At 58.1% G+C, this 14,778-nt stretch carries 12 protein-coding genes and 1 tRNA gene; 10 read left to right on the top strand and 3 right to left on the bottom strand.

Translation table 11 applies throughout. The annotated features are described in order from the left end of the window. From CE636_RS11575 to CE636_RS11585, 3 genes are all read left to right on the top strand, one after another. Nucleotides 1–675, top strand: a complete 675-nt coding sequence (locus CE636_RS11575; protein ID WP_017899735.1) for an urease accessory protein UreF — start codon at nt 1–3, stop codon at nt 673–675. A gap of 8 nt (nt 676–683) precedes the next feature. Next, on the top strand, nt 684–1,301 hold the full coding sequence (gene ureG / locus CE636_RS11580) for an urease accessory protein UreG (RefSeq protein ID WP_002916877.1): 618 nt from the start codon (nt 684–686) through the stop codon (nt 1,299–1,301). A 152-nt stretch (nt 1,302–1,453) separates the two neighbouring features. Continuing rightward, nucleotides 1,454–3,061 carry a purine-cytosine permease family protein gene (locus CE636_RS11585; protein ID WP_017899734.1) on the top strand — a complete coding sequence of 536 codons (1,608 nt, stop codon included), beginning with the start codon at nt 1,454–1,456 and terminating at the stop codon, nt 3,059–3,061. 44 nt (nt 3,062–3,105) lie between these two features. On the opposite strand, the gene tsaD is transcribed toward CE636_RS11585, so the two are convergent. Next, nucleotides 3,106–4,119: a tRNA (adenosine(37)-N6)-threonylcarbamoyltransferase complex transferase subunit TsaD gene (gene tsaD / locus CE636_RS11590; RefSeq protein WP_002916879.1), complete on the bottom strand. Its 1,014-nt coding sequence runs from the start codon at nt 4,117–4,119 to the stop codon at nt 3,106–3,108. Between the two features lie 237 nt (nt 4,120–4,356). Between tsaD and rpsU the strand changes: the two genes are divergently transcribed. From rpsU to rpoD, 3 genes are all read left to right on the top strand, one after another. Continuing rightward, a complete protein-coding gene (gene rpsU / locus CE636_RS11595) occupies nt 4,357–4,572 on the top strand; it encodes a 30S ribosomal protein S21 (protein ID WP_001144069.1) in 216 nt (71 codons plus the stop codon). Between the two features lie 111 nt (nt 4,573–4,683). Continuing rightward, nucleotides 4,684–6,429 carry a DNA primase gene (gene dnaG / locus CE636_RS11600; RefSeq protein WP_017899733.1) on the top strand — a complete coding sequence of 582 codons (1,746 nt, stop codon included), beginning with the start codon at nt 4,684–4,686 and terminating at the stop codon, nt 6,427–6,429. 219 nt (nt 6,430–6,648) lie between these two features. Next, on the top strand, nt 6,649–8,490 hold the full coding sequence (rpoD, locus tag CE636_RS11605; RefSeq protein WP_004174339.1) for an RNA polymerase sigma factor RpoD: 1,842 nt from the start codon (nt 6,649–6,651) through the stop codon (nt 8,488–8,490). Nucleotides 8,491–8,588: 98 nt separating this feature from the next. Here the strand turns inward: rpoD and mug are convergent, their stop codons facing one another. After that, entirely contained in the window at nt 8,589–9,095 is a 507-nt protein-coding gene (mug, locus tag CE636_RS11610) for a G/U mismatch-specific DNA glycosylase (protein ID WP_004205266.1), read from the bottom strand. Between the two features lie 124 nt (nt 9,096–9,219). On the opposite strand from mug, the gene CE636_RS11615 reads away from it, so the two are divergent. Further along, nucleotides 9,220–9,295 (top strand) — tRNA-Ile (locus CE636_RS11615). 569 nt (nt 9,296–9,864) lie between these two features. Continuing rightward, nucleotides 9,865–10,137 (top strand): hypothetical protein, encoded by a 273-nt coding sequence (locus CE636_RS11620; protein WP_004205279.1) that lies wholly within the window; start codon nt 9,865–9,867, stop codon nt 10,135–10,137. A gap of 68 nt (nt 10,138–10,205) precedes the next feature. Here CE636_RS11620 and CE636_RS11625 read toward each other — a convergent pair whose 3' ends face one another. After that, complete coding sequence (locus CE636_RS11625) at nt 10,206–10,571, bottom strand: HdeA/HdeB family chaperone (RefSeq protein ID WP_017899731.1); 366 nt, start codon at nt 10,569–10,571, stop codon at nt 10,206–10,208. A gap of 300 nt (nt 10,572–10,871) precedes the next feature. Here CE636_RS11625 and evgA point away from each other — a divergent pair, with 300 nt between their 5' ends. Next, the gene (gene evgA / locus CE636_RS11630; protein ID WP_004205283.1) at nt 10,872–11,486 is read left to right on the top strand and encodes an acid-sensing system DNA-binding response regulator EvgA; all 615 of its coding nucleotides are present in this window, start codon (nt 10,872–10,874) and stop codon (nt 11,484–11,486) included. A gap of 4 nt (nt 11,487–11,490) precedes the next feature. After that, nucleotides 11,491–14,733, top strand: coding sequence for an ATP-binding protein (locus tag CE636_RS11635; RefSeq protein WP_017899730.1), 3,243 nt, complete (start codon nt 11,491–11,493; stop codon nt 14,731–14,733). Nucleotides 14,734–14,778: the final 45 nt, after the last annotated feature.

Here is a 14,778-nt window from a genome sequence, read left to right on the forward strand (position 1 = left end):
ATGTCGACAGCGGAACAACGCCTGCGGCTGATGCAGCTGGCCAGCAGCAACCTGCCGGTAGGAGGTTACAGCTGGTCCCAGGGGCTGGAGTGGGCTGTGGAAGCCGGCTGGGTGCCGGACGTCGCGGCCTTCGAGCGCTGGCAGCGACGGCAGATGACGGAAGGCTTTTTTACCGTTGACCTGCCGCTGTTCGCCCGCCTGTACCGCGCCTGCGAACAAGGCGATATCGCCGCGGCCCGGCGCTGGACGGCTTATCTGCTGGCCTGCCGGGAGACCCGTGAACTGCGGGAGGAAGAGCGCAACCGCGGCGCGGCGTTTGCCCGCCTGCTGAGCGACTGGCAGCCGGACTGCCCGCCGCCGTGGCGCACGCTGTGCCAGCAAAGCCAGCTCGCCGGGATGGCCTGGCTCGGCGTGCGCTGGCGCATCGCGCTGCCCGAGATGGCCTTAAGCCTGGGCTACAGCTGGATTGAGAGCGCCGTAATGGCCGGCGTCAAGCTGGTGCCCTTCGGCCAGCAGGCCGCCCAGCAGCTCATTTTACGTCTTTGCGACCACTACGCGGCGGCGATGCCCCGCGCACTGGCCGCGCCGGACGGCGATATCGGATCGGCCACGCCGCTCGCCGCCATCGCCTCTGCCCGGCATGAAACCCAATACTCCCGATTATTCCGTTCCTAGGAGAAGCCATGAATTCTTATAAACACCCGCTGCGCGTCGGCGTCGGCGGCCCGGTCGGCTCTGGTAAAACCGCCCTGCTGGAAGCGCTGTGCAAAGCGATGCGCGATACCTGGCAGCTGGCGGTGGTCACTAACGACATCTATACCAAAGAAGATCAGCGCATCCTCACCGAAGCGGGCGCGCTGGCCCCTGAACGCATTGTCGGTGTAGAAACCGGCGGCTGCCCGCACACAGCGATCCGCGAAGATGCCTCGATGAACCTCGCCGCCGTGGAAGCGCTGAGTGAAAAGTTCGGTAACCTCGACCTTATCTTCGTGGAAAGCGGCGGCGATAACCTGAGCGCCACCTTCAGCCCGGAGCTGGCGGATCTGACCATCTACGTCATTGACGTGGCCGAAGGGGAGAAGATCCCGCGCAAAGGCGGGCCGGGGATCACCAAATCCGATTTTCTGGTGATCAATAAAACCGACCTTGCCCCCTATGTCGGCGCTTCGCTGGAGGTGATGGCCAGCGATACCCAGCGTATGCGCGGCGATCGCCCGTGGACCTTCACCAATCTGAAGCAGGGAGACGGCCTGAGCACCATTATCGCCTTCCTCGAAGACAAAGGCATGCTCGGCAAATAGGCCTGTTGCACCAGCCGGGCGCAGACGCGTCCGGATGGTGCAACCCCTGCTCTCTCTTCTATCACCCTGCGCTCCCCTCCCCGCCACGCCTGCCCTGCAATATGGCATAAGGTTTGCTAATTCAAGTCATGCCTAACCATTAAGGAATGACTATGTCATCACTGGATCTCAACCCTGAATTACCCGCGACAGCGCGGACTTCCGGCTCCCGGGAAACCTTAGAAGATTACACCTTACGTTACGCCCCGCTGAGCTTCCGCCGCTGGGGACCGGGCGTCGTCGCGGTCACGGCGCTGGGCGGCATCGCCTATCTGGCGGACTTTTCCATCGGCGCCAGCATCGGTATGGCCTGGGGCACCAGCAACGCCATCTATTCGATCCTGGTGGCGGCGCTGGTGATCTTCCTCACCGGCATTCCGCTGGCGATCACCGCCGCGCGCTACAACATTGACCTTGACCTGATCACCCGCAGCGCCGGCTTCGGCTATTTCGGCTCAGTGATCACCAGCATTATTTTTGCCGGCTTCACCTTTATCTTCTTCGCCCTCGAAGGCTCGATCATGGCCCAGGGGCTGCTGGTGGGCCTCGGGATACCGCTGTGGATGGGGTATCTGATCGCCACCCTGATGGTGCTCCCGCTGGTGGTCTATGGCATGAAAGCCCTGACCCGCCTGCAGGTATGGACCACTCCACTGTGGCTGGTGCTGATGGTGGTGCCGGTGGTGTGGCTGATTGTCAAAGATCCGCAGCTGGTGGACGGCTTCCTGCATTTCGCTGGTAAAAACAGCGCGTCGACGGTGGACATCACCGCCATCATGCTCGGCGCCGGGGTATGCCTGTCGCTGATCATGCAAATTGGCGAGCAAATTGATTACCTGCGCTTTATGCCGCCTAAAACCGCGGAGAACCGTAAAAGCTGGTGGCTGGCGGTCTTTTCCGCAGGCCCGGGCTGGGTGGTGCTAGGCGCGATCAAACAGATCATCGGCGCCTTCCTCGGCTTCTATCTGTTGACCCGTTTTCCGGCGGTGCACAATACCGAACCGGTGCAGCAGTTCGTCAGCGTCTTCGATAATCTGGTGCCCGGCTGGCTGGCCCTGACGCTGGCGGTGGTGCTGGTGGTGATCTCGCAGATCAAAATTAACGTCACCAATGCCTACTCCGGCTCGTTGGCGTGGACCAGCGCCTGGACCCGCACCACCAAACACTATCCGGGGCGGATTATTTTTGTGGTGGTCAATCTGGCGATTGCCCTGGCGCTGATGGAAGGCGATATGTTCAGCGCCCTGTCGTGGATCCTCGGCTTTTACTCCAACTTCGCTATCGCCTGGGTCGTGGTGGTGGCGACCGACATCACCTTTAATAAAGGCTTGCTCAAGCTGGCCCCGGCGCAGCCGGAATATCGTCGCGGCATGATCTACAACGTTAACCCGGTGGGCGTGGTTTCCTTTGGCCTGGCCGCCGGGCTGTCGATCTGCGCTTTCTTCGGCCTGCTGGGGACGACGCTGGCGCCGTTCTCGCCGCTGATCGCGTTGGTCGTCGCCTTTGTCATGACCCCGCTGATGGGGATCCTCACCCGCGGGCGCTACTATATTAAGCAGGTGGATGACGGGATCGCCGAACCGCGCTATGACGCGGCGGGGAACGCCTCGACCACCGTATATCAATGCGTTAGCTGTGAGGAAGAGTACGAGCGCCCGGACGTGATGCATTCACATAAGCATCAGGGTGCCATCTGCTCACTGTGTAAAAGTATGGAGTAGTCAGGTAGGCAGGCCGACGTGACGTCGGCCTGTTTCAGGACGCTTTAGGCGGCAGGTAGTTCGGCCAGCGGCCAGCGCGGGCGGACCGTCACGCCGAGCTCAGCTTTGGCACCGGTTTGCAGACGCACCATGCCGGCGTAGGCGATCATCGCGCCGTTATCGGTACAGAACTCAGGGCGGGCGTAGAATACCTCACCGCCGCGTTTTTGCATCATCTCCGCCAGCTTCGCCCGCAGGGTGCGGTTGGCGCTCACGCCTCCCGCCATCACCAGACGCTTAAAGCCGGTTTGCTCCAGCGCGCGGCGACATTTAATCATCAGCGTATCGACAACCGCATCCTCAAACGCGCGGGCGATGTCGGCGCGGGTTTGTTCATCGTCGCCGTTGCTGCGAATGGTGTTGGCGGCGAAGGTCTTCAGTCCGGAGAAGCTGAAGTCCAGCCCCGGACGGTCGGTCATCGGACGCGGGAAGACGAAGCGGCCTTCAGTACCCTGGGACGCCATTTTCGACAGCATCGGCCCGCCGGGATAATCCAGCCCCAGCAGTTTCGCGGTTTTATCAAAGGCTTCGCCCGCCGCATCGTCAATCGACTCGCCCAGCAGTTCGTACTGGCCGATACCGGTGACGCTGATCAGCTGCGTATGGCCGCCGGAAACCAGCAGCGCGACGAACGGGAACGCCGGCGGGTTATCTTCCAGCATCGGCGCCAGCAGGTGCCCTTCCATATGGTGTACCGGGATCGCCGGCACGTTCCAGGCGAAGGCCAGCGACCGGCCAACGGTCGCCCCGACCAGCAGCGCGCCGACCAGGCCAGGACCCGCCGTATAGGCGACGGCGTCGATATCTTTCGCCGTCAGGCCGGCCTCTTTCAGCGCCGCCTGGATCAGCGGCACCGTTTTGCGCACGTGGTCGCGCGATGCCAGCTCCGGCACCACGCCGCCGTAGTCCGCATGCAGTTTCACCTGACTATACAATTGGTTGGCTAACAGACCTTGCTGGTCGTCATAAATCGCGATGCCGGTTTCATCGCAGGATGTTTCAATGCCCAGTACACGCATGAGTTGTTTTACCTCGCTTCAATACCGCGCAGTGTAGGTCCAATGACCGGCGATGTAAAACTTTGCTCACCCCTGGTGCTCTCTTCGTGTATACTCCTCACCCTTATAAAAGTCCCTTTCAAAAAAGGCGCAGGTGCTTTACAAAGCAGCAGTAGTTGCAGTAAAATTCCGCACCATTTTGAAATAAGCTGGCATTGCGGCCAGCGGCAAACCGAATTAATCAAAGGTGAGAGGCACATGCCGGTAATTAAAGTACGTGAAAACGAGCCGTTCGACGTAGCTCTGCGTCGCTTCAAGCGTTCCTGCGAAAAAGCAGGTGTTCTGGCGGAAGTTCGTCGTCGTGAGTTCTATGAAAAACCGACTACCGAACGTAAGCGCGCTAAAGCTTCTGCAGTGAAACGTCACGCGAAGAAACTGGCCCGCGAAAACGCACGCCGTACTCGTCTGTACTAATCTGTTGAGAGCGACGCTCTCAATTCAGACCGAGTTGTAGTTGTAAGGCCGTGCTTCCGAAAGGAATGCGCGGCTTATTTTCGTTTATAGTCATCAGAAATAACGGGGCTTATGGCTGGACGAATTCCACGTGTATTTATTAGCGATCTGCTTGCCAGAACCGACATCGTCGATCTGATCGATGCGCGGGTAAAGCTGAAAAAGCAGGGCAAAAATTTTCACGCGTGCTGTCCGTTCCATAACGAAAAAACCCCCTCTTTCACCGTCAACGGTGAAAAACAGTTTTACCACTGCTTCGGCTGCGGGGCGCACGGCAATGCTATCGATTTCCTGATGAACTACGACAAGCTCGAGTTCGTGGAAACGGTCGAAGAGCTGGCCGCCATGCACAACCTCGAAGTGCCTTATGAAGCAGGCAACGGACCCAGCCAGATAGAGCGCCATCAACGGCAGAACCTCTACCAGTTACTGGATGGTCTGAATACGTTTTATCAACAGTCTCTGATGCAGCCCGCCGCCGACCCTGCGCGCCAGTACCTGGCAAAACGGGGGTTAAGCAGCGAGGTGATTACGCGCTTTGCCATCGGCTATGCTCCCCCAGGTTGGGATAACGTTTTAAAACGTTTTGGCGGCAATCAGGAAAACCGCCAGTCGCTTATTGATGCCGGCATGCTGGTCACCAACGATCAGGGACGCAGTTACGACCGCTTCCGCGAACGGGTGATGTTCCCCATCCGCGATAAGCGAGGCCGGGTGATTGGGTTTGGCGGACGGGTGCTGGGCGATGCCCTGCCGAAGTATCTCAACTCCCCGGAAACCGACATATTCCATAAAGGCCGTCAGCTATATGGCCTGTATGAAGCGCAGCAGGACAACCCCGAACCACCGCGTTTGCTGGTTGTCGAAGGCTATATGGACGTCGTGGCGCTGGCGCAGTACGACATCAATTATGCTGTCGCCTCGCTGGGTACCTCGACCACGGCCGATCATATCCAGCTGCTGTTCCGGGTGACCAATAACGTCATCTGCTGCTACGACGGCGACCGGGCCGGCCGCGATGCTGCCTGGCGCGCGCTGGAGACGGCGCTGCCGTACATGACCGATGGTCGCCAGCTGCGCTTTATGTTTCTGCCTGACGGCGAAGACCCGGATACGCTGGTGCGTAAAGAGGGCAAAGCGGCGTTCGAGGCGCGGATGGAGCAGGCTCAGCCGCTCTCCACGTTCTTGTTTAACAGCCTGCTGCCGCAGGTCGACCTCAGCACACCGGACGGGCGCGCGCAGCTGAGCACGCTGGCGCTGCCGCTGATAACCCAGGTGCCGGGCGAAACCCTGCGCATCTATTTGCGTCAGGAGCTGGGCAACAAGCTGGGCATTTTAGATGACGCCCAGCTTGAACGTTTAATGCCAAAACAGGCGGAAAATGGCGCCCCGCGCCCCGCACCACAGCTAAAACGCACGACCATGCGTATACTGATAGGACTGCTGGTGCAAAACCCGGATCTGGCGCCGTTAGTCCCACCGCTGGAGGGGCTGGACTCGCGCAAAATGCCGGGGCTGAGCCTGTTCGGCGAGCTGGTGAAGAGCTGTCTGGCGCAGCCTGGTCTGACTACCGGGCAACTTTTAGAGCAATATCGCGGCACAAAAGAGGCCGCAACCCTTGAAAAACTGTCGATGTGGGACGATATAGCAGATAAAGATATCGCTGAACAAACCTTCACCGACTCGCTCAACCATATGTTTGATTCACTGCTGGAACTGCGACAGGAAGAGTTGATTGCTCGCGATCGCACACACGGTTTAAGCAGTGAGGAACGCCGGGAGCTCTGGACCATCAGCCAGGAGCTGGCGAAGAAATAAATGACAGACTCAGTCATTCACGTTGCATTGATGCAGCAGCAGAACGCAGAGCGACGTGAAGGACACCGTATTTAACGGCTTAAGTGCCGAGTATCGATCGGGAAGCCCCCGACAGCCGCGCAGAGGCGCAGCGGCAATAATATAAGTACGCCCTCGCTTTAAATGTCGACAGCCCGCCTGCCGACACCAATCAAACGAATTAAGTGTGGATACCGTCTTATGGAGCAAAACCCGCAGTCACAGCTGAAGCTTCTTGTCCAACGTGGTAAGGAGCAAGGCTATCTGACCTATGCCGAGGTCAATGACCATCTGCCGGAAGATATCGTCGATTCCGATCAGATCGAAGACATCATCCAAATGATCAACGACATGGGCATTCAGGTGATGGAAGAAGCACCGGATGCCGATGATCTGATGCTTGCCGAAAACACCGCGGATGAAGATGCTGCCGAAGCCGCCGCGCAGGTGCTCTCCAGCGTGGAATCCGAAATCGGGCGTACGACCGACCCGGTGCGCATGTACATGCGTGAAATGGGTACCGTAGAGCTGCTGACCCGTGAAGGCGAAATCGACATCGCCAAACGCATTGAAGACGGCATCAACCAGGTGCAGTGCTCCGTTGCCGAATACCCGGAAGCGATCACCTACCTGCTTGAGCAGTACGACCGCGTGGAAGCGGAAGAAGCCCGTCTGTCCGATCTGATCACCGGTTTCGTCGATCCGAACGCCGAAGAAGATATGGCGCCGACCGCCACCCACGTTGGCTCCGAGCTGTCTCAGGAAGAGATGGATGACGACGAAGACGAAGACGAAGATGAAGACGCCGACGACAACAGCGATGACGACAACAGCATCGACCCTGAGCTGGCCCGTGAGAAGTTCGCCGAGCTGCGTACCCAGTACGAGCTGACGCGCGACACTATCAAAGCCAAAGGTCGTAGCCATGCCGCCGCCCAGGAAGAGATCCTGAAGCTGTCTGAAGTCTTCAAGCAGTTCCGCCTGGTGCCGAAGCAGTTCGATTACCTGGTCAACAGCATGCGTAGCATGATGGATCGCGTTCGTACTCAGGAACGTATCATCATGAAGCTGTGCGTTGAGCAGTGCAAAATGCCGAAGAAAAACTTCATCACCCTGTTCACCGGCAACGAAACCAGCGAAACCTGGTTCAACGCCGCGGTGGCGATGAACAAGCCGTGGTCCGAGAAGCTGCTGGAAGTGAAAGAAGACGTGCAGCGCGGCCTGCAGAAGCTGCAGCAGATCGAAGAAGAGACCGGCCTGACCATCGAGCAGGTGAAGGATATCAACCGTCGCATGTCCATCGGTGAAGCGAAAGCCCGCCGTGCGAAGAAAGAGATGGTGGAAGCGAACCTGCGTCTGGTTATCTCTATCGCCAAGAAATACACCAACCGCGGTCTGCAGTTCCTCGACCTGATTCAGGAAGGCAACATCGGTCTGATGAAAGCGGTGGATAAGTTCGAATACCGTCGCGGCTACAAGTTCTCGACCTACGCTACCTGGTGGATCCGTCAGGCGATCACCCGCTCCATCGCGGATCAGGCGCGCACCATCCGTATTCCGGTGCATATGATTGAGACCATTAACAAGCTCAACCGTATCTCCCGTCAGATGCTGCAGGAGATGGGCCGTGAACCGACCCCGGAAGAGCTGGCTGAGCGCATGCTGATGCCGGAAGACAAAATCCGTAAAGTGCTGAAGATCGCCAAAGAGCCTATCTCCATGGAAACGCCGATCGGCGACGATGAAGATTCGCATCTGGGGGATTTCATCGAGGATACCACCCTCGAGCTGCCGCTGGATTCCGCGACCACCGAGAGCCTGCGTGCGGCAACGCACGACGTGCTGGCCGGCCTTACCGCTCGTGAAGCGAAAGTCCTGCGTATGCGTTTCGGTATCGACATGAACACCGACCACACGCTGGAAGAAGTGGGTAAACAGTTCGACGTTACTCGCGAACGTATCCGTCAGATCGAAGCGAAGGCGCTGCGTAAACTGCGCCACCCGAGCCGTTCTGAAGTGCTACGTAGCTTCCTCGACGATTAATCGTCGCGGGACAGCGTCCACAGCCGGTTAAAAAGCTCCCTGCGGGGAGCTTTTTTATGGCGTTTCGCTGGCCGCTCGGGGAAAGCCGCCGCTCTCCGCTACTGACCGCGGGTCGCCAGGGCATCATCCAGTTCACGATAGGCCGCCACCAGCTTATCGAGCGTCGCCCGGTTTAAACCGCTGGGATTGGGCAGCACCCACACCTGGGTCGTGCCAATGGTCATCGCCTGTTTCCCCCACTTCGCCCCGCGCTGGTTAAAGGCCAGCTCGAAGGCCTGCTTGCCGAGCACCGCCAGCGCCTGCGGCTGATACTCCTCAATCTTCTTCACCAGCTCACGGCCGCCGCTGCGCAGCTCCTGCAGGGCGACCTCGCTGGCCTGCACCGTCGGACGCTCAACCAGCATGGTGATGCCGCAGCGCGTATCCAGCAGCTGCAGCTCCTCTTCCGGCCTGAGCTGCCGATCGGTAAAGCCGGCCTGATGGATGACCTTCCAGAAGCGGTTGCCAGGATGGGCAAAATGAAAGCCGGTATGGGCGGAAGACTTCCCCGGGTTGATACCGCAAAAGACGACGCGCAGGCCCGGCGCAAGGATATCGCTAATCATGTTTTCTCCGGCTGTATGGCTAAAACATGATTATAAAGGATTGAAAATGCATTGTTTATAAAAACAGCAGCTGCGCGCTTTACGCTGGATTGCAACCGTCAGTTACTTTATAATCCCTCGCCACGGCCCCTTAGCTCAGTGGTTAGAGCAGGCGACTCATAATCGCTTGGTCGTTGGTTCAAACCCAACAGGGGCCACCAAATTTTAGCAGTAAATACATATAGTTAGGCCACTCGAAAGAGTGGCTTTTTTGTTTCTAAATTTTAGAATAGCGATAAAATGGCAACATAAGCCGTTGAGCAATGCGCGTGGTCAGCATTTTCTTGCCATTCCGCTAAGAGGATAAAAAAATCCGTTATCGCGAAAAGGAAAATTTACGCTTACGCTAAAATAGACAGTGCTCTATCCTGGCAAAAGTTTGCGCAGGCCATCTGCGTTGTCCACCTCCCGAAGCCAGTCCATCATTGCCGCGTTCCTGTTTACTCTGTCTTACTACGCAAGGTCGGCATAAAACACCTTTCATTCCCGCAACGCTGGAATTCATACTGCTCACGATAACTTTAACAATTCAGGCCAATTTCCGAAAAATACCCCTTCCCTGTACCAGCTGATCAAAATCAACGCCCCCCTCCCGTCGCTCATATATACAACCCGCTTACTCACACAAAAGGATGAAAATATGAAAATACGGGATATATCAGTCAGTACCTGTCTGGCACTGTTATTAACGGGTTGCGTAGCTAAACCACCGATGGCGACGGAAAGCGAAATGAAAGAAGCCGCCGCTTTTGCCTTTAATGTCGATGTTTCGCAGGTGACCATTTCCGATGCGAAGCAGCAGGATGTGAAAACCAACTTTGTGGCGACCATCGGCAACACCCGCCATCGCTGCTATGTGACTAAAGCCGCCGAGCCGAAACTGTATGGACTGATCCCGCTGGGCGGCAGTAGCACCGTCTCGGATGCCATCTGTGCCGGCGCCAACCCGACGCCAGCGAGCAAAACCTGCGACGCCCTGTCGAAAAAAGCGGGCCGCTGCTGATCTTCGGCGCAGAAATTGGCCGCAAACTGCACGTTTAGTCACTTTTTCTGCCGTTTTACCGCGGTCGCTTAGTTCAGCGACCGCACCTGCTGATAAGAATTGAGCCGTTCCCGCAGCGAAGTCAGCCAGGCATCTGGCTCCTGACGGCAGATTTCGGTGAGGATCGGCGTCAGCACCAGCTCGGCTTCATGGAAGTCGGTCCACTCCGGCGGCTGCAGGGAAAAAGGATCGTTCATCAGCCAGATCACCATCGGCGTCCAGGTGCGCGGATCCAGCTGCAGATAATCCTGACAGCGCATCATATCGCGCGTCCGCGCCTCAGTGGTCGTCACGTCCTTTCCCACCGCGGCGTTACTTATTGCCAGGACGATTATTCCTGCCATCAGACGTTTCCAAGCCCATTTTCGCCAGAGGCGGCGCTTTGCTTTTACCATTGTTATTATTTTACCTGCCAGCTGTCACCGGACGATATTCCCGGCACCTCACCTTAAAAAGCGCAGATTAATCGTTTGCATTTTTTTTAACAGCAGACAGCGCTGAAGCAAGCGAACGCCTTTTCCTACAGCTGTCATCCCGATATGCAAATATATTCGGCAGGCACACATCCACAATATTTTCCCGGCCGAAAACGATTTGTGTTACAATTGCGCCTTATTACGGCACCGATAAAAATAACCCCCGCCGCACCTGCATCAGGCATCGCCCTCTTTTTTCATATCAGGATTTACGCCCCCATGAATGCGATAATCATTGACGATCATCCATTGGCACGTATCGCCATTCGCAACCTTCTCGACAGCAACGGCATTACCGTCGCAGCGGAACTCGACAGCGGCGCCCATGCGGTACAGACCGCCGAAACCATGCAGCCTGACCTGCTGATCGTCGACGTTGATATTCCGGAACTCAGCGGCATAGACGTTCTGGAGCAGCTGCGAAAACGCCGCTACCGGGGAAAAATCATCGTCATTTCCGCCAAGAATGAACTGTTTTACGGCAAACGTAGCGCCGACTGCGGGGCCAATGGTTTTGTGAGTAAAAAAGAGGGAATGAATAATATCCTCGCCGCGATCGACGCGGCCAATAATGGCTACAGCTATTTCCCTTTTTCACTGGAGCGCTTCTGCACCCACGGCATCACCGATCAGGACCGACTGGATACGCTGTCAACGCAGGAGATGAAGGTCTTCCGCTATATTCTCAGCGGCATCGACTACACCACCATCGGCAGCAAAATGAATATCAGCAATAAGACGGTAAGCACCTATAAGGTCCGTCTGATGGATAAATTAGGCTGCAGCTCCCTGCTTGAGCTTTATGACTTTGCGCAACGCAATAAAATAGGGTGATGGCATGGTCATTCGTCTTATTTTATCCCTGATTGTCGGGCTAGCGCTGAGTCTCTCTCCCTCCGCGTTTGCCATGAAGCAACTGGAGCTGAAAAGCCATGCCCACATTGCGGCGATCGACATTCCGCTCAACGATAAGGCAAAGGCCTGGCTGGCCGCCCAGCCAACGCTGATCGTCGGCACCTGGCTCCCTGAGATGACGCCCGTCGTCTACGACAGCGACGAAGAAAGCTATCAGGGGATTAACGCCGACTATCTGGCGCTGATGGCGCACAGCCTCGGGCTAAAGGTGGTTATCCGCCAATATGACACCGAGCAGCAGGCGCTGGCCGCCCTGGCCGACCGCCAGGTGGATACCCTGCTCACTCAGGTGGCGCACCGGGATGCGCTCGCCCCGGGACTGACGCACACCGCACCGCTGATCAAAACCTGGCCGACGCTGGTCACCTCGCTAAAATCCCCCCTGCCGCCGCTGACCACCGACCGCCGCGTCACGCTGGCCTGCACCCGCGATTGCGCCTTTTTCGATATCATTCAGCAGGCGTTTCCCAACGCCAAAATCACCCTTTACGATAGCGACTATCAGGCTCTCGCCTCGGTGGTCAGCGGCGAGAATCAGTATTTCATCGGCAATAACATCACCACCGGCCACTGCATCTCGAAATATTTCTCGCAATCGCTGGTCATCGCGCACTATTTTCGTCAGCAGGAGCAGCACAACCGCTTTGTCACCCGCGAGGATCGACCGGCGCTGCACCAGCTCCTTGACCGTTTTATCCACGCTATCGACAGCGATACCGCGATGCGGATCATGCAAAACTGGCTCAACCGCGGCGATCTGTCGTTTCTTAATACCCCGTTGCCTTTTACCGCTGAGGAGCAGCGCTGGCTGCGGAAGCATCGTCACATCCGCCTGCTGGTTAACCCCTACTTTCCACCTTTTACCCTGGTGGATGACGAAGATGAGCTGCGCGGCATCATGGCCGATATGCTGAATATTTTCTCACTACAGACCGGGCTGCAGTTTGACCCTATTCTGGTGCGCAATCGTCAGGATCTGGCAAAGCGCATGGAAAAAGAGGATTGGGCGATCATGCCCGCCGCGACCCTGACCCCGCAGCCGCAGGCTTACGTCACCCTCAGCGAGCCGCTCATTAACGTGGCCTTTGTGCTGGTCGCCCGCGGCAGCGCGCCCGACCCGCATCTGCTGACGCGCCCGGCACGGATCGCCCTGCCGGTGGGGCCGATCGCCGCCCACGACCTGAAAGCGCGCTTTCCGCAGGTTAACTGGGTGGAGACGGATAACGTTGGTGTCGCCATGAAGATGGTGGAGGAAGGCGAGGCGGATGCCGCCGTGGCCTCGGAGCTTTCCGCCCGCTATATGATCGATCACTACTATCCGCAAGATCTTCACTACACCCGCATCGATGGACTCCCGGTCGCCGCCATTCGGCTGGCGATCCCACGCGATGAACCGGTGCTGGCCGCCGTGCTCAACAAAGCGCTGCAGGCCATTCCGCCGCGGGATATTCTGCAGATGACCGAGAAGTGGTCGAAAATCTCCAGCCAGCAAATAGAGAACTGGAGCCAGTACAGCCGCCAGTTTTACCAGTTGATCGCCTTCGCGCTGGTGCTGATCGCCATCAGCCTCGGCTGGGGACTCTCCCTGTGCCGGGAAGTACGCAAACGCAAAGACTCTCAGCAGCGGCTGGAAGAGGAGCTGGCGCAGAAGGAAGCCCTCTCCTGCGCGCTGGAGCGGGAAAAAGACAAAGCGATTCAAGCGACAAAAGCCAAGAGTCGCTTTCTGGCCAGCATGAGCCACGAGCTGCGCACGCCGGTGAGCGCCATCGTCGGCTTTCTGGAACTGCTGGCGAAACCAGAGCTGAACGTCGGTCAGCGTAAAGAGGCGATCGAGCTGGCGGGGTCGACGGCGCAAACCCTGCTGGGACTTATCGGCAATATTCTCGATATCGACAAGATTGAGTCGGGAAAATACCAGATCACCCCACAGTGGAGCGATGTGGCGCAGGTGGTGTCGCAGCAGTGCCACACCTTCGGCGCGCTGGCGCAGCAGAAGGGGATCGCGCTGCATAGCCATCTCCCTCTGCAGGAGGGGATCGCGCTGTGGGTCGACCCTCAGGCGCTGCGGCAAATTCTCAATAATCTCATCGGCAATGCGCTGAAGTTTACCGCCGAGGGCGCGATTCAGATCTCCTGCCGGCTGGCGCAGGCGGATGAGACACAGGGAGAGCTGACCCTCATCGTTAGCGACAGCGGCTGCGGGATCAGTGAAGCTGAGCAGGCCACCCTCTTTCATCGCTATGCCCAGGCGCGCCAGGGACGCCAGCAGACCGGCTCCGGGCTGGGGCTGGTCATTTGCCAGGAGCTGGTTACGCTGATGCAAGGCCGGCTGGAGATGGTCAGCCGTCCGGGCGTGGGGACCACTTTCACCATCACGCTGCCGGTCAGGGTGAGTCGCTGCGCGATTCACGCGCCACAGGCGTTGCCCGCCAGGCCGCAGGCCCTGCCCGGGCTGTCGATATTGATAGCGGACGACCACCCCACCAACCGGCTGTTGCTCAAACGCCAGCTCAACACTATCGGCTACAGTGTCGATGAAGCCTGCGACGGTGAAGAAGCGGAGAATAAGCTCGCCGGCAAACATTACGATCTGCTGATCACGGACCTCAATATGCCGAAGAAAGATGGCCTGGCGCTGGCGGCGTCGTTACGCCGACGCTACCCGAGCCTGGTGATTTGGGGAGTGACCGCCAGCGCGCTGCCGCAGTCGCGGGAGGCATGTCTGGCCAGCGGCATGAATATGTGTCTGTTTAAGCCAGTGTCGGTTCAGACGCTGAGCCATGAGCTCAGCCGCTTAGCGGTGGGCCACGCATCACCTAACGCCGCCCGGCATCTGAAGCTCAGCGTACTGACCGAAAATACGGGGGGAGACCAGGCGCTGATGGCTGAGATGCTGGAGACGTTCCGCGATGCGTCGGCCACAGATTTACAGGCCGCCGGACAGGCTATCGCCCGGCATGAACCGCAGACCTTTCTGCGGGCGCTGCACCGTCTGCACGGTTCAGCACAAATCCTGGGGATTACTGCGCTACAACAACTGTGCGCCCCTTTTGAGGCTAAGCGACCTGATTCGCTGACGCCGGCAAGCTGTCTGGAGGTGGTACAGCACATCACCGGCATCCTGTGCGAGATCGATGGCGAAATCGACGCCCTCATCGGCCGCTAGCCGTTCCGGTCGGGCAGTCCGCTGCCCGACCGCTAAGGGGACATC

Source organism: Klebsiella sp. LY (assembly GCF_004010915.1).
GTDB lineage: Bacteria > Pseudomonadota > Gammaproteobacteria > Enterobacterales > Enterobacteriaceae > Klebsiella > Klebsiella quasipneumoniae.

Bases quoted from the DNA above. Each gene is read 5' to 3' on its own strand.
- CE636_RS11575 (WP_017899735.1), top strand. From the start codon at position 1: ATGTCGACAGCGGAACAACGCCTGCGGCTGATGCAGCTGGCCAGCAGC.
- ureG (WP_002916877.1), top strand. From the start codon at position 684: ATGAATTCTTATAAACACCCGCTGCGCGTCGGCGTCGGCGGCCCGGTC.
- CE636_RS11585 (WP_017899734.1), top strand. From the start codon at position 1,454: ATGTCATCACTGGATCTCAACCCTGAATTACCCGCGACAGCGCGGACT.
- tsaD (WP_002916879.1), bottom strand. From the start codon at position 4,119: ATGCGTGTACTGGGCATTGAAACATCCTGCGATGAAACCGGCATCGCG.
- rpsU (WP_001144069.1), top strand. From the start codon at position 4,357: ATGCCGGTAATTAAAGTACGTGAAAACGAGCCGTTCGACGTAGCTCTG.
- dnaG (WP_017899733.1), top strand. From the start codon at position 4,684: ATGGCTGGACGAATTCCACGTGTATTTATTAGCGATCTGCTTGCCAGA.
- rpoD (WP_004174339.1), top strand. From the start codon at position 6,649: ATGGAGCAAAACCCGCAGTCACAGCTGAAGCTTCTTGTCCAACGTGGT.
- mug (WP_004205266.1), bottom strand. From the start codon at position 9,095: ATGATTAGCGATATCCTTGCGCCGGGCCTGCGCGTCGTCTTTTGCGGT.
- CE636_RS11620 (WP_004205279.1), top strand. From the start codon at position 9,865: ATGAAAGAAGCCGCCGCTTTTGCCTTTAATGTCGATGTTTCGCAGGTG.
- CE636_RS11625 (WP_017899731.1), bottom strand. From the start codon at position 10,571: ATGGTAAAAGCAAAGCGCCGCCTCTGGCGAAAATGGGCTTGGAAACGT.
- evgA (WP_004205283.1), top strand. From the start codon at position 10,872: ATGAATGCGATAATCATTGACGATCATCCATTGGCACGTATCGCCATT.
- CE636_RS11635 (WP_017899730.1), top strand. From the start codon at position 11,491: ATGGTCATTCGTCTTATTTTATCCCTGATTGTCGGGCTAGCGCTGAGT.